This is a genomic window from Arcobacter sp. F2176 (genome assembly GCF_004116465.1).
Taxonomy (GTDB): domain Bacteria; phylum Campylobacterota; class Campylobacteria; order Campylobacterales; family Arcobacteraceae; genus Arcobacter; species Arcobacter siniprincipis.
The window spans coordinates 13,184-32,547 of sequence record NZ_PDJV01000005.1; the positions used below are offsets into that span (position 1 = coordinate 13,184).

Consider the following 19,364-nt stretch of genomic DNA (forward strand, 5'->3'; position numbering starts at 1 on the left):
TTTAAAAAAAATAGATTTTATTATTTCATCTCTTTTTTCTTCATACCTTTCATATCTTCACCACCACATTTACCTGCTCCACAAGAACCTGTAGCTTTATTTCCAGATTTCTTCATCATATCATTATTCATATGATCTTTTTTCATCATCTGTTTTTTAGAATCACCACATTTACCAGTTCCACAAGAACCAACTTTTTTCATCTCTTCTGAGCTCATGCCTTTTTTCATCATAGTTTTGTTAGAGTCTCCACATTTACCCGCCCCACAAGAACCAGTTTTACCATCTGCAAAAGATACACCAGCTGTAAATAGTAGTCCAGCTACTAACATAATAATATTTTTCATTCTTAAATCCTTTATTGTTTTTTTATTTTATAAAATCTTTGTGTAATTTATGTGTAGAGTTATCTATTTTAATGTGACAACTCTTGTTCTAATATTTTATCTCTTTTTTTTAATGCTAATATAAAAAATACAGATGGAATAATGATAAGTGTAAGAAAGGCTGAACTTATCATTCCTCCTATCATAGGTGCTGCAATTCTTTGCATAACTTCACTTCCTACTCCATCAATGTACATAATAGGAACCAAGCCTCCTAAAATAGCAAATAAGGTCATAAGCTTTGGACGAAGCCTTAAAACAGCTCCCTTATAAATAGCATGAAAAATATGTTTATCATCATCTAAAGAAATGCACTTATCTTTTAACTCAAGCATTGCTTCATGTAAATATACAAGCATCACAATTGAAGTCTCTGCAGCTACACCAAGCAAGGCCAAAAATCCAACAATTACAGCAATAGAGATATTAAAATCTAAATAATCCAAATAAAATATCCCACCAGTTAAAGCAAAAGGAAGTGTAAAAAAGATTATCACTGTATATGTGATATTTCTTAGTGCAAAAAAGATAAGTATAAATATAATCACAAAAGTCAAAGGTATAATATAACTTAACTTTTTCATTGCTGATTCCAAATACTCACTTTGTCCTGCCCACTCATAATAAAAACCAGTTGGTAGTTTTATCTCTTTTAGTAATGCTTGAGCTTTATCTTTATACTCTTTAACTGATACATCATTTTTAGGAGTTATATATATAAAGTTTACATTTAATCCCTTTTCAGACTTTATTACAGATGGTCCCTCTTCATATTTAAGTTCTGCAAACATTCTTAGGGGTTGGAAACCTAATTTTGTCTTCACTTGAAGACTTTTCAAGGAAGTGATGTCTTCTCTTTGTGTTGTTTCATATCTCAAACTAATAGGATATCTCTCTAAGGCATCAAGATATGTAGATATTTTAGCTCCTGCAACACCTAAAGATACAGTTGATAAAATATCATTTTTTGTAATTCCATATCGAGATAACATCTCTTCATCTAAATCTATATTTAAATAGTATCCTGAATTTATTTTATCAGATGATACAGATAGTGTTTTATCAAATTTTTTAAGCTTTTGCTCTATTTTTAAAGCTACAGATTCTAACTTTTGATGATCATTTCCATATAATTTTATTCCTAAAGGAGTTCTAATCCCTGTTAAAAGCATATCAATTCTTCCTCTAATTGGATATGTCCATGAATTAACTAATCCTGTAACTCTTAATTTATCATCCATTTCTTGCATTAACTTTTTATAAGTCATTCCCTCTCGCCATTGGTCTTGGGGTTTAAATTGTACTATTGTTTCTATCATGGCTAAGGGTGCTGGGTCTGTCGCACTATCTGCTCGCCCAGCTTTTCCAAATACTGTTTGTACTTCTGGAAATGATTTTAAAATCTTGTCTGTCTTTTGTGTAAGCTCTTTTGCTAAATCAATACCAATACCATAAGGAGTTACAGGCATGTACATAAAAGTTTGTTCATTCATCATTGGCATAAATTCCCAATTTTGTTTTTTATAAACGGGGTATGCCAAAATCAAAGTTCCTATAAATAAGGCAACTACCACATATCTAAATCTAAGTGAAAGTTTTAACAAGGGAGAATATAGAGCTATAAAAAACTTATTTAAGTAATTTCTCTTTTCATCCATGATTTTTCCACGAATGAAAAATATCATAAGAATGGGTACCAGTGTAATAGATAAAACGGCACCTGAAATCATTGCAAAGGATTTAGTAAAAGCTAAAGGAGAGAATAATCTTCCCTCTTGTCCTGTTAAAGCAAAGATTGGTAAAAATGAAACAACAACTAAAAGCAAGGCAAAAAAGATTGGTCGCCCTACTTGTTTTGCTGATTTTATTATGATTTTTATTCGCTCTTCATTACTTATGTTTTCTTTGCCTTGTAGATATTTATGGGCATTTTCTACCATCACAATAGTTGCATCAACCATCGCACCAATTGCAATGGCTATTCCACCTAGACTCATAATATTTGAACCCATTGAAAAAAACTTCATACAAAGAAAAGTAAATAGCACAGTTATTGGCAATGTTATGATTATAATCAAGGCGCTTCTAAAATGAAATAAAAATAAAGCAGTAACCACTATGACAATAATTGATTCTTCTAGTAAGGTGTGTTTTAATGTATCTATAGCTTTATCTATTAATGAACTTCTATCATAAGTCTCAACTACTTCAACATCATCCACATGAAGTGTTTTTAACTTCTCTTTTACTGCTTTTATAACCTTGTATGGATTTTCTCCAAATCTTACAACTACGATTCCACCAACAGTTTCACCTTCTCCATTTAAATCAGCCATTCCTCGTCTATTTGATGAAGTAATATTTACATCTGCTATATCTTTTATTTTTAAAGGAGTTGAGCCAAAAGTTTTTACTGTAATATTTTCTATATCAACTACACTTTTTAAATAACCCCTTGCTTGAATCATGTGTTCATAACCATTTTCTAAAATGATTCGACCACCTTTTTCATCATTATTTGCTGTTATTGCTTTTTTTACATCATTTATACTTAAATTATATTGCACTAATTTATCTTGATTTAGTGTTATTTCATAATTTTTAATAAAACCACCAACTGAAGCTATTTCAGATACTCCATCTACTCCTAAAAGAGCATACTTATAGTAATAATCTTGCAATGTTTTTAATTCATCCAATGACTTGGTTTTTGATTTTAAAGCATATTCATAAGCCCAACCAACACCTGTAGCATCAGGACCAATTGCCACATTAACACCATCAGGAAAAGTACCTTGAAGTTGAGACAACTGTTCTAATATTCTATTTCTAGAATCATAAATATCAGTTCCATCTTTAAATATTATATAAATAAGAGCATTTTGAAATGAACTCATAGCTCTTACTGTATCAATATTTGGTAGACTCATCAAATTTGAAATAAGAGGATAAGAGACTTGCTCTTCTATAGTCTTTGGACTTTGTCCTGCCCATTTTACTTGTACAATTACCTGTGGAGGTGAGAGGTCAGGTAAGGCATCTAAAGAACTATTTTTTACTGCCCAAATAGAAGCAACTGTTAAAATCAGTACAGAAAAAAGAACTAAAAATTTATTTTGTACACTTTTGTTTATTATATATTCAACCATTATTTTTTACCAATCATTGTCTTCATCTTCATACAAATTATTTGTCACAGCATCTGAATCTAGTAAAAATAAGGCATTATCTATTACCTCATCACCAACTTTTAGACCATCTTCTATCTCATATTTTCCAGAACTTATCTGTTTTGCGTCTATTAATACTGGTTCAAATTCATCTTTTGATATGTATTTAAATACATAATATTTTGCACCTTTTCTTAAAACTGCTGTTTTAGGCAGTGTTAATACCTTTTTAGAACTTGTTTTTATTATAGCTTTACCAAACATATTAGGGAAAAGTGTTTTATCTTTGTTTTCTATTACAAATCGTACATCTATAGTTTTACTCTGTTTATTTGCATAAGGATAGATATAGTCAACTTTAGTTTTAAAGATCATATCTCTTCCATCAATTTTGATTTTAGCATCCATATTATTAGTTAAAAATGCCAAATCACTTTGATAAACTTTTGAGATAAACCAAAGCTTATTTATATTTGCTATTTGCATAATAAGTGAGCCTGTTTTGACATAAGAGCCTTCATTTATTTTCTTATTTAAGATTATTCCATCAAAAGGAGCATAAAAAGATATATCTTTACTTTTTAATTGAGAAAGGTTGACATCTAAAGAATCAAGCTTTTCAAGGGAACTTTTGTACATAGCTTTATTTATAGATCTTGTGACTTCTATCTCTTTTTTTATGCTTTGGATTTTATCTGAGTACAAAGAAAAAAGTTTATCTGCTTTTTTCACTTCCATAAGATTTTTATTTGCATCTAGCTTTGTGATATAACCATCAAATCTAAGAACTATGTCTTTTATACTCTCTTCTGCAAATAAAGTCTCACCATAAAAGCTTTTTGTCTCATAAACACTCTCATCTTTTACTTTAACAATCTTTTTATTGAATAGTTGATTTGCATCTAAAATCTTCGCATCTAGTGAACTTAGGTATAACAATAATAAAAGTAATTTAAATATATTTTTCATCTAATTTTTCCTTGATTATAATAATAAGCTTGCGAATAAGCATCAAAGTAGTTTTTTACCTCGTCATATTGAGCAATTTTGTTTTGTATGATTTTGTTTAGATTTTTTAGTATTTCATCTGATTTTATAAGTTCTAGACTATTGTATTTTTCTATTGTTTTTTGATTTTCTTCTTGTAAAGGTATAATTAGATCTTTTAAAAGTTTATATTTCTTGATTGAGCTATCTAAGTCATTTTGCAAAGAAGCAATTTTTATCTCAAATCTCTTTTTAGTATCATCAAGTTTATCTTTAAATTCTCTTGATTTAATCTTTGCTTGTAATATCTTTATATTCTCTTTTCCATAAAAAGCAAGGGGAATACTAAGTGATATATTTGCATAATCCTTATACTTGTCATCCCTTTGAAAATATACAGCGCTTACTTTTATATCTGATAATTTTTTTGCATCTTCTAGTTGTGCTTGTTTATTAAATTTTTCATTATTTTGTTCTAGTATCTTTATTATTGGGTGGGTAGAGATATCTTTTGAGAAAATTAACTCTTTTACATCTAAAGAAACATCTATACTTGTGATTTTTTCGTATGTTATTTCTTCTAGTTTTAAGTAATTGTTTTTGATAATATTTTGCAAATTTTCTTTTTGTATTTCTATTTTTAAATAATCTGTTTTTAGATTTATAATCATACTTTGATTTGATTTATTGCTTTCATATAAAGAAGTTGTCAGATCTTCTAGGCTTTTTATATTTTTTTGATATTGATTAAGTAGTAAATATTTGTTTTCTAAGATTTTTATACTATATAAATACTCTATAAGTTTTGATTTTAATTTTAGTTTTGCATCTTCGTAATTTAGATTTGAGATAGCTTTATCTTTCAGGGCTATCTCTTCTTGTAGTTTGATTTTCCCATTTATAGGTATATTCTGTGAGAAACCTATATATTGTGCTTGCATTGGCTCCAGATCTCTTCGAGAAGTGTCAAACTGCAAGTCGTTGGCACCAATGGTCAAAATAGGATTATCCCACTTATTTGATAGCTTAATTTGCTCATTTGCTATTTGTATAGATTTTTCAATAGCTTGTAGGTTTTTATTATTTACTATTGCACTATTTATTATATTTTCTAAGCTTGTAGAAAATGAGCTTGTAATTATCAAACAAGTTAGAATAAAACTATTTCTTAACATTAGATGTTTACACTCCCTCTTACAGTATGAACTTTCCCATCTTCTGTTTTAAATTTTAGTTGGTACTGCCAAGTTCCACCCATAGCAAAATTTACACTTGCTTTAAATTTACCATCAACAATTTTTCCTTTTACTTCACTCTCCATATATGGCATTCCAGGCATCTCTGGCATAAAGAACTTTATTTTTACTTTTGTATCTGAAAGATTTGCACCATCTTTTGCTAACTCTATAATGATTTCATTGCTTCCCATTACTAGTGATTTTTCACTACTTAGTTTTACATCATACCCATCTTTACTTCCTTCTTGAAGTAGTGGATCTGCATGAACTAAGTTAAATGCTATTAGCAAACCAGCGAATAATTTAAAGATATTTTTCATTTTTGAACTCCTAAATTTTAAGTTTAGGAATTCTAGCTGTATTGTGTGGAGTGTGTGTGGAGATTAGAAGTTTAGAGTTATTGTTGTACTTTCATCATAAATAGAGTTAATATCTATTTTTATATTGTATTTTTTACTTATCTCATTGACTATACTTAATCCAATACCAAAGCCACCTTGATAGGAAGTTGCTCTATAGTATCTTTTAAATATATCATTTATTTTTGTCTGTTGTATTCCTATTCCTGTATCTTTTATAATAAGTTTATTATTATTTAGAGTAATAAAGATTGTTCCATTTATTTTATTATATTTTATTGCATTTGAAATTAGATTATTAAATACTCTAATAAAGTCTTCTTTGAGTATTTTATAACTATATTCTTGGATATCTAAATTGATTTTTATTTTCTTTTTATTTGCTAAAGGCTCAAAATACAGTAGTTGTTCTTTTATAACTTCACCAAGAGATATCTCTTTTAAATCTTCTTTTTCAAAATCTTTTTGTAAAAAAACATATGTCAAGTCTTTGTAAATCTCAGAGACTCTTTTTGCGCTTAATCTTACACGCTCAATTTGTTTTGAATTTAAATCTTTACCTTCTGTAGACATAAGTATTGCACTAATTGGTGTGTTTAATTCATGTGTTGTATCTTTTATAAAGTTATTTAACTTATCTCTTTCTTCTTTTATTGGCTTAATAAAGAGTTTTGCTAAATAAAATCCAATAAGAGCAATAATTGAATAAATAAGAAAGAAAAGTACTATTATGTTTATTTCTAACTCTTTTATTTGTTTAGAATACAGATGTTCTTTTATGGCAATTGCATATATTCCTAAGTGCCCAAAAGTAGACTTATCAACCAATACAAAGCTATTTTTTTCTTCTATAATATCTTTTTTTAAATCTATTTTTTCATCAATATTACCATAAACTTTTTTCCCACTATTATCATAAAAAGCCAATTTATAATCTTTTGGTTCAAAGTCTCCTGATATATCTATTTTTGTTCCATTCATATGTGCAACTATTATTTTTGAAGCAATTTTTGAAGCAATATTTTGCATTCTTGATTTTGTTAAATCAAAATAGAGTTTTTGTTGGTTTTCAAAATACAAAAAAGCTATCAAAGTCATTAATATAAAAGATGATCCCAAATATAAAGATAAAAACTTATAAAATGTACTTTTTTCATTTGCTGTTAAATCTATAACCTACTCCTCTTATATTTGTAATCATATTTTCCTCTAGAATTTTTCTAAGATTTTTTATATATGTTCTTATGGTAGAGGCATTGGGGCTCTCTTCATATACCCAAACATTTGAAGACAACTCTTCTACACTTATTATTTTATTTTTATTTCTTATAAAATACATCAACACTTCTATCTCTTTTTTTGATAAATGTATCTCTTCGTTTTCTTTTATTACAAGTAAATTATTTGCATCAAGAATCATATTATTTGATAATTCTAATTGAGTTGAAGAAGAGATATTGAAGAGTCTTTTTATGTTATTTATTCGTAAATCAAGTTCTTTTAACTCAAAAGGTTTTTTTATATAATCATCACAACCACTTTGAAAACCTTTTTCTATGTCATCAGTTAAATTTAACGATGTTAAAAAGATTGCAGGAGTTTTAATATTGTTTTTTCTTAAGTCAGATAGAAGATCAAAACCCTTTATTTCTGGTACATTTACATCTAAAAGTAATAAATCAAATTTTTGAGAATACAATAATTCCTCTGCTTCGTTACCTGTAAAAGTAGTTATAACTTTATGTCCCATTTCCAATAAATGTTCTTCTATAATCTCATTTAAAATCAAATCATCTTCCATCAAAAGTATTTTCATCGAGTTCCTTTTAAAAAAGTAATTGTAGCATAATATATTTTTTTGCATTTTATTTCTCTTATTCTATTTGCACACTTTTTACACATACTCTTGATAACATTACTCCTCTTGATATCTTAAAAAAGAAAAAAATTATAGAGGAATACAAATGAAAAAGACAATATTATTTTTAATATTTATTGCCATAACTACTTTTGCAAATGGGAATAAGACAATGACTGTTTACAAATCACCTTATTGTGAGTGTTGTGAAAATTGGATCAATATTATGAAAACAAAAGGCTTTGATATAAAAGTCTACCAAACAAACAATATGAATGAAATCAAAAAGAAAGCAGGTCTTCAAGCTGAACAAACTTCATGTCACACAGCCTTTGTAGATGGTTACTTTATTGAAGGACATGTTGATTATTCGGCTATTGAAAAAATGTTGGCTGAGAAACCTGATATTTTAGGTATTTCTACTCCTGGCATGCCTTTAGGAAGTCCAGGCATGGAACAAGATAATATTAAACAACACTACAATATTATTTATGTGAAAAAAGATGGTTCGCAAGGAATTTATGAAAAACATTAAAAAAGTTGTAAATTATATTTACAACTTTTTAATTTTTAGTCTCAATGAATTTAAAACAACACTCACTGAAGAAAAACTCATCGCAATACCTGCATACATTGGATTTAACATCAATCCAAAGATTGGGTATAAAATCCCTGCTGCAAGTGGTATTCCTAATATATTATAAGTAAATGCCCAAAATAAGTTTTGTTTCACTATTTTCATTGTCTCAATAGATAAATTAATACTTTTAATAATAGAACTTAGTTCATTATGTACTAAAATTATATCTCCAGCATCTTTAGTAATATCAGAACCAGAGTTTAAAGTAATCCCTATATTTGCTTGTTTTATAGAGGGAGCATCATTTATTCCATCTCCTATAAACATCACTTTTGATTTCTTTTGCAACTCTTTTATTACTTCATATTTTTCTGTAGGTAAGACTTCACTATAAATCTTTTTGATCCCTAATTTATCAGCTATTTTAGCAGCTGTGATTTTATTATCACCTGTTAATAAGATAGGCTCTATATTTAGCTGTTTTAGCTCTTTTATCACAGTTATAGCATCATCTTTTAGCTTATCTTCTAAAGAAAAAGAGCCTATTGTTTTTTTATTTATGGCTACATAAATTAGCCCATTTGATTTTTCTAACTCTTCTAAATAGAATTCTTCATGGTTTTTGTCTATTTGAACACTGTTTTCATCTAATAACTTTTTATTACCTAAAACTATCTCATCACCATCAAAAGATACTTTTATGCCTTTTCCAGGGATAATATCTATATCTTTTATCTCTTTGTTTATATCATACTTTTTATCTTTGATAAAACTCACTATTGCTTTTGAAATAGGATGTTCACTATAGTTTTCAATTGAGCCTATTAGTTCAAAATATTTTTCATCAATATTTGTTTTTGAAACAGTTATTTCCCCTTTTGTCAATGTTCCTGTTTTATCAAATACTGCATATTTTATCTCTTTTATCTCTTCTAGTATTTCTGGATTTTTAATCAAAATCCCCTCTTTTGCACCACGACTAACAGAACTTACTATTGCAATTGGTGTTGCTAGTCCTAAAGCACAAGGGCATGAGATAATCAAAACACTAATTGCAGCTATTATTGCTTTTTGGAAATCTCCAAATACAAAACCCCAAACCAAAAATGCTAAAACAGAGATAACAATAACAGAAGGTACAAATATATTTGCTACTTTATCTGCAAATCTACTAATTGGTATTTGTTTACTTTGTGCAGTTTTCAAAAGTGTAATTATTTTAGATAGTGTTGTATCAGAAGACTCTTTACTAACCTCTATTTTTATAGTTCCATTGCTATTTAAAGTTCCAGATAATACCTCATCTCCAAGTTTTTTAAAAATAGGCATTGATTCACCTGTTATCATTGAAGTATCAATATCAGCATTACCTTCAATGATAATACCATCTGTTGGTATTTTCTCTCCACTTTTTACAAGTACTATATCTTTTGGTTTTAAACTACTTGCTAGCACAGTTTTTATATTTTTGTTTTCATCTATCAAATTAGCATTTACAGGGGCTAAATTCATAAGTTTTTTTAAAAAATCACTCGCTTTTAGTTTTGAGTTTTCTTCTAAGTATCTTCCTAAAAGTACAAAAGTAATAATTACAGAGGCCCCATCAAAATATAAAAATCTCAAATTCTCAGGGAATAAGTGTGGAAAAAAGACTACAACTGTTGAGTAAAAGTATGCAGCACTAGTTCCTAGTGCAACTAAAACATTCATATCATAATTTCTATTTATAACGGACTTTATTCCAAGTTTATAAAATCGTAATCCACAATAAAACTGAACAATAGAAGCTATTAAAAACACTACATATTTTGTCATTTGTTCATTAAATATATTTAAAAACATTAGGCAAAACATAACAATAGTTAAGGTAATAGAGGTAAAAAATATTTTTTTTAGTTTTTTAAAAGAGAGTAATTGTTCTTCTTCTAAGGCTTTTAAATCTTCTTCTGCCTTATAGCCTAATTTTTGTATATCACTAGCTAGTTTTTCTTTAGAATAAAGGGAATCATCAATAATAAACTCCCCTTCACTTGAAGCAAAGCTTACATTAGCAGAGATTACTCCCTTTTTTTTATTTAAAAATTTTTCTATTCCACCTGAACAATTGACACAAGTCATACCTGATATATTTAAATTAATTTTTTCTTTTGCCATAATTTAGCCTTTAATTTAAGATATCAAATCCTAAATCTTTCATCTCATTTTTGAAGTTATTTTCTTGTTCATCAGAATCTATGTCTACTGTTACTTCTTTTGGAGTTTTTGTTAAATCAACATCTATTGGTCCAAAGTCATCTTCTAAAGATACTTTTATTAGATTTTCACATTTTGCACAATTTATTTTTTCTGATTTGTATGTTCTTTTCATTTTATGTCCTTTTTGTTATATTTTAACATGAAAGTATGGAAGCAGTGTGTAGTAAGTGTTTAATAAAGAGTAAAACTACTCTTTATTAAAGTTTTTCTCGCATGCTATTTTAATTCTCTCACAAACAGTTTCTACACCTAAAACTCCCATGATATCATATACTGATGGAGCTTGTGTAGAACCAGTAAGAGCCAATCTTATTGGTTGAAAAAGTTGAGGAAATTTTAATTCAAACTCTTCAATAAATGGTTTTGTAACTCCTTCATAATCAATGCTAATATTTAAATTATCCGCATTTTCTTCAAGTAATTTTACATAATTATTTAGAATTTTTAAAATAGTTTCATCTTTAATAAACTTTTTAACACCTTTTGCTTCATAGTCACTTGGTGCATCTAAAATAGCTCCAATCGCATTTTTTAATTCAACTAAAGTTTGAGCTCTCTCTTTTGTCAAGTCTAAGATTATCTCTTTTTTATCATGTCCACTAATATGGCAATCAAAAAATTCTAACTCTTTTGCTAATCTTTCATTTGATACATTCTTTATATAGTGTGAATTTAGCCATAAAAGTTTCTCTTCATTAAATGCAGAAGCAGACTTATTAATATGCGTTGGATCAAACAGTTCTAGCATCTCTTCCATTGAAAAGATCTCTTGATCTTTATTTGACCAACCAAGTCTTACTAAGAAGTTTAGAAGTGCTTCTGGAAGAAAACCATCTCTTTTGTATTGCATTACATCCATAGCACCATCTCTTTTAGATAGTTTTTTACCTGATGGATTATTTATCATAGGGATATGGTAAAACTTTGGTGGTTTCCACCCAAGCGCTTCATATATAACTATTTGTTTTGGTGTATTACTTAAGTGGTCATCACCTCTAATTACATCAGTCATTCCCATCAAAGCATCATCAATTGCAACAACAAAATTATATGTAGGAACTCCATTACTTCTAGCTATAACGAAATCATCAACTTCATTACTACTAAAATTCATGATAGATCTAACTCCATCAATAAAAGTTATTATTCCATCTTTTGGTGCTTTTATTCTAACAACTGGCTCTATACCTTCTGGAATAGCAGGTAAAACTTTACCCTCTTCTGGTCGCCATGTTCCATCATATCGAGGAGTTTGCTTATTTGCCATTTGAGTTTCTCTTAAAGTTTCTAACTCTTCTTTACTCATATAACAAAGGTATGCCTTACCTTCATCTAATAGTTGGTCTATGTATTTTTTGTAAACATCATTTCTTTTTGATTGATACTCTACTGTTCCATCATAATCTAATCCAACCCATTCAAATGCTTCCATAATAGCACTTAAGGCATCTTCATTATTTCTTGCTGTATCTGTATCTTCGATTCTTAGTCTAAATTCACCTTTATTTCTTCTTGCCCATAAATAGCTGTATAAAGCTGTTCTTAATCCACCAATATGTAAATATCCTGTTGGACTTGGAGCAAATCTTGTAACTGTCATTAATCTATTCCTTACTTATTTAAAATTTTTTAAAAAAAATATTCCTGTTGCGATAACAAATACTGCCAAAAATATAACCATTGCATAATCAGATACTCTCATTTGAGTCCTTTTCTTTGAGTTGTCCACATGCAGCAGAGATATCTAAGCCTTTTGATTCTCGTATTGTGCAAAGCAAACCTTTACTTATTAAGTAGTTTTGGAATTCTACCATTTTTTTGCTTTCTGGTCTTTGATATGTAGTACCTGGATATGGATTAAAGTATATAAGATTTACTTTCGCTTTTATTCCATCAAGTAATGATAAAAGTTTTTTAGCACTTGCGATATCATCATTTTTGTCTTTTATAACTAAATATTCAAACATCACCTTTTTTCTAGCATCTACAGGAAACTTTTTAACAGCATCAATAATTGATTTTATATTGTAAGCTTTATTCATAGGAATTAATTCACTTCTTAATTCATCATCAACTGCATGTAATGAAATTGCAAGTTGTATTCCTAAGTTTTCATTTCCTAGTTTCTCTATTTTTGAAGATATTCCTGAAGTAGAAACTGTTTGTCTTCTTCTATTTATGTATAAACCTTCTTCTTCAGAGAAAACTTTTACAGAGTGGACAAAATTTTTATAATTGTCTAATGGTTCACCCATTCCCATAAATACTATATTTAATGATTTGTTTTCATCAATATTATTATCTCTTTTCATATTTACAATTTGAGCTACTATTTCACCAACTGTAAGATTTCTAACAAATCCACCTTTTGCTGTTAGACAAAAAGTACAGCCAACTTTACAGCCAACTTGAGTAGATATACAAACTGTATGCTTTTCACCTTTTTCAATAACTCCATCATCACCGATTTGTTTTTCACGCATTAGTAAAAATACTGTTTCAACCGTATGTCCATCATGAAGTTTAAAAAGATACTTTATACTTCCATCACTACTTTTTTCTTTTTTTATAATCTTTAATATATCGATTGCATAGTTTTCTTTTAAATCTTTTTTTAAATCATTTGGTATGTTTTTCATCTCATCATAAGATGTAGCATATTTTTTATATATCCAATTATAAACCTGTTTTGCTCTAAATGATGGTTTTAATTTCTCTTTTAATTCATCTAAAGTAAAGTCATATATTGATTGCAAATTTTTCCTTTTTTAAATGTTTCACATGAAACATGAAACATTTTTTATTTGATTATATTTTTCTCTAATAAATACTTCGTGATTGATTCCATTGCTTTTTTATGGTTTTGTTTAAAATCTTCATGGGCATTTTTATTTGTATAGTTTGTCACAGCAAATATCCCTGCAACTGGTATTTCAAACTCACGAGCAACTTTTACAACAGAAAAGAACTCCATGTTTTCAATTCCTATTCCATATTCATTATACTTTTTAGCTATTTCTTCATTTGTAGTAATATAATTTGAACTATTTACTATAGTGTCATTTCTAGTCATCTTGTTTTCTGACTCTAATACATTATCAAGTGGAGTATAAGAGTTGTTTTCCAAAAAAGACAATTCTAAATTTGCAGCACGCTTTGATTCTATAATATCTAAAATATTATGATTCCCATAACTACCTGCTGTTCCTATAAATAAAATGAAATCAGGTTTATTAAACAGACATCTTCTTGTAAGATTTATAGCTATATCAACTAGCCCTATTCCCATAGGTTCAGCGAATTTGAAACTTTCAATGTTTCCTGCACAAATAATCATTTACACTCCAATTTGTAATTTGTAAGTATAGAAAGCTTTTGATGTGATACTTCAGGGACGGGTACATCTTCTTTTTTTAAAGATGAACTAAGTTTCATTGAGGTCATTTGGGCTCTATAAGTATGCATAATATTATTTTCTAAACTTATAGTTTTTATTTCACAGTCCTTGTGTAAATCATTTGAAAGGACTTTTACATAATTTTCTACCCAATTAATTGCTTCAAGTCTTACTAAGTCTAAAATTACATTATAACTATCATCTTTAACTCTCCATGATAAATTATTCAAAGTAACAGAAGTATCTCTATTCTCTTTCATATTAGTTATCATAGAGATGAATTCTCCCATAGAAAAAGCATCATCTGTTTCTATTTTATAACTAAGTTCTCCACTATATCCATATATTTTTGGTGTATTACTAGCTTTTTGGTATAAAGGTCTTACATTAAATGTTCCTAGTTGTTTTTCAACTTTATTGTAAGCTTTTATCTCTTTGTTAAAAACTTCTAATCTTTCTATAACATTTTTTTCTTTTTCATCTTCAATTATTATTGAAATATCTGCACTCAAAACATTGGGAATCAAATCTTTTGTAAATTCTTTACTAAAATCAACTTCAAATGCATAAAGAAAAAATGGTAAAAATAAAAATAAAATCTTTCTCATATTAAATCCTTACTGGTATATTATTATCTCTTAAATAATGTTTTAAATCCATAATATCTATTTCTTTAAAGTGGAAAATTGAAGCAGCTAAGGCAGCACTTGCTCCATGTTCAAAGGCTTCTTTCATGTGCTTCATAGTCCCAGCACCACCACTTGCAATAACTGGGATATCAACTATGCTTGAAATTTGTTGTGTAATATTTAATTCAAATCCACTTTTTGCACCATCTGTGTCCATAGAAGTTAGAAGTATTTCTCCTGCTCCTCTATTGTAAACCTCTTTTGCCCAAACAAGTGCGTCAAGTCCAGTATCTTCTCTACCACCTTTAACAAAAACATGGTAAGAACCATCAGAAACTTTTTTAACATCAATTGCCACAACTATGCATTGACTACCAAATCTTTTAGAACTTTCATCTATAAACCCTGGATTTACAACTGCACTTGAGTTTACAGAAACTTTATCACAGCCTACATTTAAAAGTTTATAAATATCATCTAAAGTTCTTATCCCACCACCTACAGTTAGGGGAATAAAAACTTCTTTTGCCACATCTTTTACTATATGAACTATTGTATCTCTATTTTCATGACTAGCTGTTATATCTAAAAAAGTAATTTCATCTGCACCTTCATTGTTATATCGTTTTGCAACTTCTACAGGGTCACCTGCATCTTTTAATCCTACGAAATTAACACCTTTTACAACTCTTCCATCTTTTACATCTAAACATGGAATTATTCTCTTTGCAAAATTGCTCACTTTTTGTCCTTATTCATTATTAAGTTTTTATCTTATCTAAATGTAAGTTAAGTTCATATATAATCTTTGCTCTTATGGAAAAAATAAAAGCTAAAAAAAAATATGGTCAAAACTTTTTAAAAGATGACACAGTCTTATCAATGATCATCCAATCGATGCCCAACAACAATAATCATATTGTAGAAATTGGGCCTGGATTAGGTGATTTGACAAAAAATTTAGTCAAATGCAAAGATGTAACGGCCTATGAAGTTGATACAGATCTATTTGCTATACTAAAAACGAAGTTTGCTATCCCAATAGATAGTGGTTCTTTAACACTCATCCACGCTGATGTTTTAGAGTCATGGACAAAGCAAAAAAGTTTACATAATAGTAAATATGATCTTATCGCTAATTTACCGTATTATATTGCGACAAATATAATACTAAGAGCATTTGAAGATGAAGCTTGTGAACACATTATTGTAATGGTTCAAAAAGAGGTAGCTGAAAAGTTTTCTGCCAATGAAGGGGATAAAGAGTTCTCTGCATTGGGTGTGATATCAAAACTTTGCTCAATAGAGTCAAAGATTTTGTTTGATGTTCCACCAGAATCTTTTGATCCACCTCCTAAAGTTACATCTTCTATTCTTTATATAAAAAAGGATATGTCAAAAACAATGGATAAGAATTTTAATAGTTTTCTAAAGGCTTGTTTTCAACAACAAAGAAAAAAATTATCTAAGAATATCTCATCTATTGTTCCTAAAGAGACTATTTCTTCTTTATTTGAAGAGCTTGAAATCAGTGATAACATTCGACCTCATGAGCTTAGTGCATCTTTGTATAGCCAAATATATACAAAGGCAATAATAGATGGAAGAAAACAAAACAGTACAGAATGATACTCAAGTTGTAGAAAAGAGTGCTCCAGAAGCAAATAACACTACTGCAAAACAAGAAACTACAGGACCTAGCCCTAAAAAGCCAAAACCAAAAAGACCAATTAATAAAAGAAAAAAGACTGTTGTTCCTAAAATGGAAGATAAATCAGGTGAAGGTTGGATAACAGACCTTAGAAAAGCGCATGTAATAAATGAAAGAATTCATAAAGAGAGATTAAATCCACATAATAAACTAAACCTTTCTAGTACTCAAAAAGTTAGAATTACTCCACTTGGAGGATTAGGTGAAATTGGTGGAAATATGATGGTAATTGAAACTGAGAAAAGTGCAATTATCGTTGATGTTGGTATGAGTTTCCCTGATGAAGATATGCATGGAGTTGATATTTTAATCCCTGATTTTACTTATATTAGAGAAATCAAAGATAAAATCGCAGCTGTTATTATTACTCACGGTCATGAAGATCATATTGGTGCTATGCCATATCTATTTAAAGAGATGCAATTTCCTGTTTATGGAACATCATTACCACTAGAAATGATTGGTTCAAAATTTGATGAACACAAGATGAGACAACATAGAAGTTATTTTCATGCGATTCAAAAAAGAACTCCTATTAAAATTGGTGATTTTGAAATTGAATGGATGCATATTACTCACTCAATTATTGATGCTTCATCTTTAGCTATTACTACTGATGCTGGTACAATTATTCATACCGGTGACTTTAAAATAGACCACACTCCAATTGATGGTTTCCCATCTGATTTACATAGATTTGCTCATTATGGTGAAAAAGGTGTTTTACTTTTAATGTCAGATTCTACTAACTCGCATACACCAGGATTTACAAAATCAGAATCAACAGTTGGTCCAACTTTTGATACTCTATTTTCAAAAGCAAAAGGTAGAGTTATCATGTCTACTTTCTCTTCGAATACACACAGAGTTGCACAAGCAATTGAACATGGATTAAAATATGGTAGAAAAGTATGTGTTATCGGAAGATCTATGGAGAAAAACTTAGAGTTAGCAATGGCATTAGGATATATCAAATTCCCAAGAGATCAATTTATTGAGCCACATGAAGTTCATAAATATGATGACAACCAAATTTTAATTGTAACAACTGGTTCTCAAGGTGAATCTATGAGTGCTCTTTATAGAATGTCAATACATGAACATAGACATATTAAAATTAAGCCAGGTGATCAAATTATACTTTCGGCTAAAGCAATTCCAGGAAATGAAGCAAGTGTTTCTCAAATCATTAATCATCTGTTAAAAGCTGGTGCTGAAGTTGCATATCAAAACTTCTCAGAAATACATGTTTCAGGACATGCTGCTCAAGAAGAACAAAAACTTATGCTAAGACTTGTTAAACCTAAGTTCTTTATGCCAATTCATGGTGAATATAACCATGCTGTTAAACACCAGCAAACAGGTATTTCATGTGGTGTTTTAGAGAGAAATACTTACATTATGAGTGATGGTGAACAAATAGAAGTTACTCCAAAATATCTTAAAAAAGTTAAAACTGTAAAAAGTGGTAAAACTTATATAGATAATCAACTTAACAATAAAATTGCAGATGACATTATTCTTGATAGACAAACAATGGCAAACGAAGGTGTTGTTATGATTGTTGCACAAATCAATGAAAATGATAGAAAACTTTCAGATAAAACTAGAGTTACATCATTTGGTTTAGTTCCAGATAATCAGGATAGATTCTTTGCAAAAGAGATTGAAGACTTATTAGAAACTTTCTTTACTAATGCAAAAGAAGGCATCTTTAAAAATAATAAATATTTGGAAGATGAGATTAGAAAAGTTGTGAGAAAACATTGTGTTAGAAAGTTCAAAAAATACCCTATGATTGTTCCTACTATTTTTGTTTATTAAGGAAATAAAATGAATTATAACGAGATTGCAAAAGAGGTTTTACTAACTGAAGCGAAGGAGTTAGAAAGAGCCTCTAGGGATAATTCTTTTGATATGAATGCTGCAGTTGAACTTGTTTATAATACAAAAGGCAAACTAATAGTTACAGGTGTTGGAAAATCTGGATTAGTTGGTACAAAAATAGCTGCAACACTAGCAAGCACAGGAACTAGTTCTTTTTTCTTACATCCTACAGAAGCTATGCATGGTGATTTAGGAATGATTGGCAAAGATGATACAGTTTTAGCTATATCATACTCTGGGGAGAGTGAAGAATTAATTCAAATTCTTCCTCATCTAAAAAGATTTGATATACCAATGATTGCTATGGCAAAAAATCCAAACTCTACTTTAGCTAAATATGCTGACATATTTTTTGATATAAATGTTACAAAAGAGGCTTGTCCATTAGACACAGCTCCAACTTCTTCTACAACTTTAACAATGGCTATGGGTGATGCATTAGCTGTTTGTTTGATGAAAAAAAGAAATTTTCAAAAAAGTGATTTTGCTTCATTTCACCCAGGTGGAAGTTTAGGAAAAAAACTATTTATTAAAGTTTCTGATTTAATTAGAACAGAAGAATTACCAATTGTTTCACGTGGAACTCTTTTAAAAGATGCTATTATAAAAATGAGTGAAGGTAGACTTGGAAATGTTATAATTACAGATGATGATAAAGTCATTGGTGTATTAAGTGATGGAGATTTAAGAAGAGCTTTAATGAATGATAATTTTTCATTAGAGTGTAAAGTTGAAGAAATCGCAACTATAAATCCAAAAGTTTTAAACAATAAAGATTTATTGGCTAGCGATGCATTGAAAATTATAGAAGATTATAAGATACAACTTTTAGTTGTTGTTGATGATAGTAATAAACTTGTTGGTGTATTACATATTCATGATTTAATAGAAGCAGGAATAAAGTAG

Annotated in this window: 18 protein-coding genes; 4 read left to right on the forward strand and 14 right to left on the reverse strand. The window is 28.9% G+C overall.

What is annotated here, in order from left to right:
• Window positions 1-20 precede the first annotated feature (20 nt).
• The 7 genes from CRU95_RS06035 to CRU95_RS06065 all read right to left on the reverse strand — a co-directional run bounded on the left by CRU95_RS06035 (window position 21) and on the right by CRU95_RS06065 (window position 7,956).
• Complete coding sequence (locus tag CRU95_RS06035) at window positions 21-347, reverse strand: hypothetical protein (protein WP_129100243.1); 327 nt, start codon at window positions 345-347, stop codon at window positions 21-23.
• Between the two features lie 68 nt (window positions 348-415).
• Complete coding sequence (locus CRU95_RS06040) at window positions 416-3,535, reverse strand: efflux RND transporter permease subunit (RefSeq protein ID WP_129100244.1); 3,120 nt, start codon at window positions 3,533-3,535, stop codon at window positions 416-418.
• A 6-nt stretch (window positions 3,536-3,541) separates the two neighbouring features.
• Window positions 3,542-4,525, reverse strand: a complete 984-nt coding sequence (locus CRU95_RS06045; RefSeq protein WP_129100245.1) for an efflux RND transporter periplasmic adaptor subunit — start codon at window positions 4,523-4,525, stop codon at window positions 3,542-3,544.
• The gene (locus CRU95_RS06050; protein ID WP_129100246.1) at window positions 4,522-5,718 is read right to left on the reverse strand and encodes a TolC family protein; all 1,197 of its coding nucleotides are present in this window, start codon (window positions 5,716-5,718) and stop codon (window positions 4,522-4,524) included. Before CRU95_RS06050 ends, CRU95_RS06045 begins: the two co-directional genes overlap by 4 nt.
• Window positions 5,718-6,101, reverse strand: coding sequence for a FixH family protein (locus tag CRU95_RS06055; RefSeq protein ID WP_129100247.1), 384 nt, complete (start codon window positions 6,099-6,101; stop codon window positions 5,718-5,720). Before CRU95_RS06055 ends, CRU95_RS06050 begins: the two co-directional genes overlap by 1 nt.
• A 63-nt stretch (window positions 6,102-6,164) precedes the next feature.
• Window positions 6,165-7,238: a HAMP domain-containing sensor histidine kinase gene (locus CRU95_RS06060; RefSeq protein ID WP_129100248.1), complete on the reverse strand. Its 1,074-nt coding sequence runs from the start codon at window positions 7,236-7,238 to the stop codon at window positions 6,165-6,167.
• Between the two features lie 55 nt (window positions 7,239-7,293).
• Window positions 7,294-7,956, reverse strand: coding sequence for a response regulator transcription factor (locus tag CRU95_RS06065; RefSeq protein WP_129100249.1), 663 nt, complete (start codon window positions 7,954-7,956; stop codon window positions 7,294-7,296).
• A gap of 148 nt (window positions 7,957-8,104) precedes the next feature.
• Here CRU95_RS06065 and CRU95_RS06070 point away from each other — a divergent pair, with 148 nt between their 5' ends.
• Window positions 8,105-8,533, forward strand: coding sequence for a DUF411 domain-containing protein (locus CRU95_RS06070; protein ID WP_129100250.1), 429 nt, complete (start codon window positions 8,105-8,107; stop codon window positions 8,531-8,533).
• 18 nt (window positions 8,534-8,551) lie between these two features.
• Here CRU95_RS06070 and CRU95_RS06075 read toward each other — a convergent pair whose 3' ends face one another.
• The 7 genes from CRU95_RS06075 to hisF all read right to left on the reverse strand — a co-directional run bounded on the left by CRU95_RS06075 (window position 8,552) and on the right by hisF (window position 15,602).
• The gene (locus tag CRU95_RS06075) at window positions 8,552-10,732 is read right to left on the reverse strand and encodes a cation-translocating P-type ATPase (protein WP_129100251.1); all 2,181 of its coding nucleotides are present in this window, start codon (window positions 10,730-10,732) and stop codon (window positions 8,552-8,554) included.
• A gap of 10 nt (window positions 10,733-10,742) precedes the next feature.
• On the reverse strand, window positions 10,743-10,946 hold the full coding sequence (locus CRU95_RS06080; protein ID WP_129100252.1) for a heavy metal transport/detoxification protein: 204 nt from the start codon (window positions 10,944-10,946) through the stop codon (window positions 10,743-10,745).
• A gap of 75 nt (window positions 10,947-11,021) precedes the next feature.
• On the reverse strand, window positions 11,022-12,434 hold the full coding sequence (gene gltX / locus CRU95_RS06085; RefSeq protein WP_129100253.1) for a glutamate--tRNA ligase: 1,413 nt from the start codon (window positions 12,432-12,434) through the stop codon (window positions 11,022-11,024).
• Between the two features lie 88 nt (window positions 12,435-12,522).
• Window positions 12,523-13,590 (reverse strand): 23S rRNA (adenine(2503)-C(2))-methyltransferase RlmN, encoded by a 1,068-nt coding sequence (gene rlmN, locus CRU95_RS06090; protein WP_129100254.1) that lies wholly within the window; start codon window positions 13,588-13,590, stop codon window positions 12,523-12,525.
• 44 nt (window positions 13,591-13,634) lie between these two features.
• Window positions 13,635-14,171 carry a purine-nucleoside phosphorylase gene (locus CRU95_RS06095; RefSeq protein WP_129100255.1) on the reverse strand — a complete coding sequence of 179 codons (537 nt, stop codon included), beginning with the start codon at window positions 14,169-14,171 and terminating at the stop codon, window positions 13,635-13,637.
• Complete coding sequence (locus CRU95_RS06100; protein WP_129100256.1) at window positions 14,168-14,839, reverse strand: SIMPL domain-containing protein; 672 nt, start codon at window positions 14,837-14,839, stop codon at window positions 14,168-14,170. The genes CRU95_RS06095 and CRU95_RS06100 overlap by 4 nt, the downstream gene beginning before the upstream one ends.
• Before the next feature lies 1 nt (window position 14,840).
• Window positions 14,841-15,602, reverse strand: a complete 762-nt coding sequence (gene hisF / locus CRU95_RS06105) for an imidazole glycerol phosphate synthase subunit HisF (RefSeq protein ID WP_129100257.1) — start codon at window positions 15,600-15,602, stop codon at window positions 14,841-14,843.
• Between the two features lie 74 nt (window positions 15,603-15,676).
• On the opposite strand from hisF, the gene rsmA reads away from it, so the two are divergent.
• Genes rsmA through CRU95_RS06120 form a run of 3 tightly spaced genes read left to right on the forward strand, consistent with a single transcriptional unit; the run spans window position 15,677 to window position 19,364 of the window.
• Window positions 15,677-16,489 (forward strand): 16S rRNA (adenine(1518)-N(6)/adenine(1519)-N(6))-dimethyltransferase RsmA, encoded by an 813-nt coding sequence (gene rsmA / locus CRU95_RS06110; RefSeq protein ID WP_129100258.1) that lies wholly within the window; start codon window positions 15,677-15,679, stop codon window positions 16,487-16,489.
• Window positions 16,461-18,395 (forward strand): ribonuclease J, encoded by a 1,935-nt coding sequence (locus CRU95_RS06115; protein ID WP_129100259.1) that lies wholly within the window; start codon window positions 16,461-16,463, stop codon window positions 18,393-18,395. The genes rsmA and CRU95_RS06115 overlap by 29 nt, the downstream gene beginning before the upstream one ends.
• A 9-nt stretch (window positions 18,396-18,404) precedes the next feature.
• Window positions 18,405-19,364 carry an SIS domain-containing protein gene (locus tag CRU95_RS06120; protein WP_129100260.1) on the forward strand — a complete coding sequence of 320 codons (960 nt, stop codon included), beginning with the start codon at window positions 18,405-18,407 and terminating at the stop codon, window positions 19,362-19,364.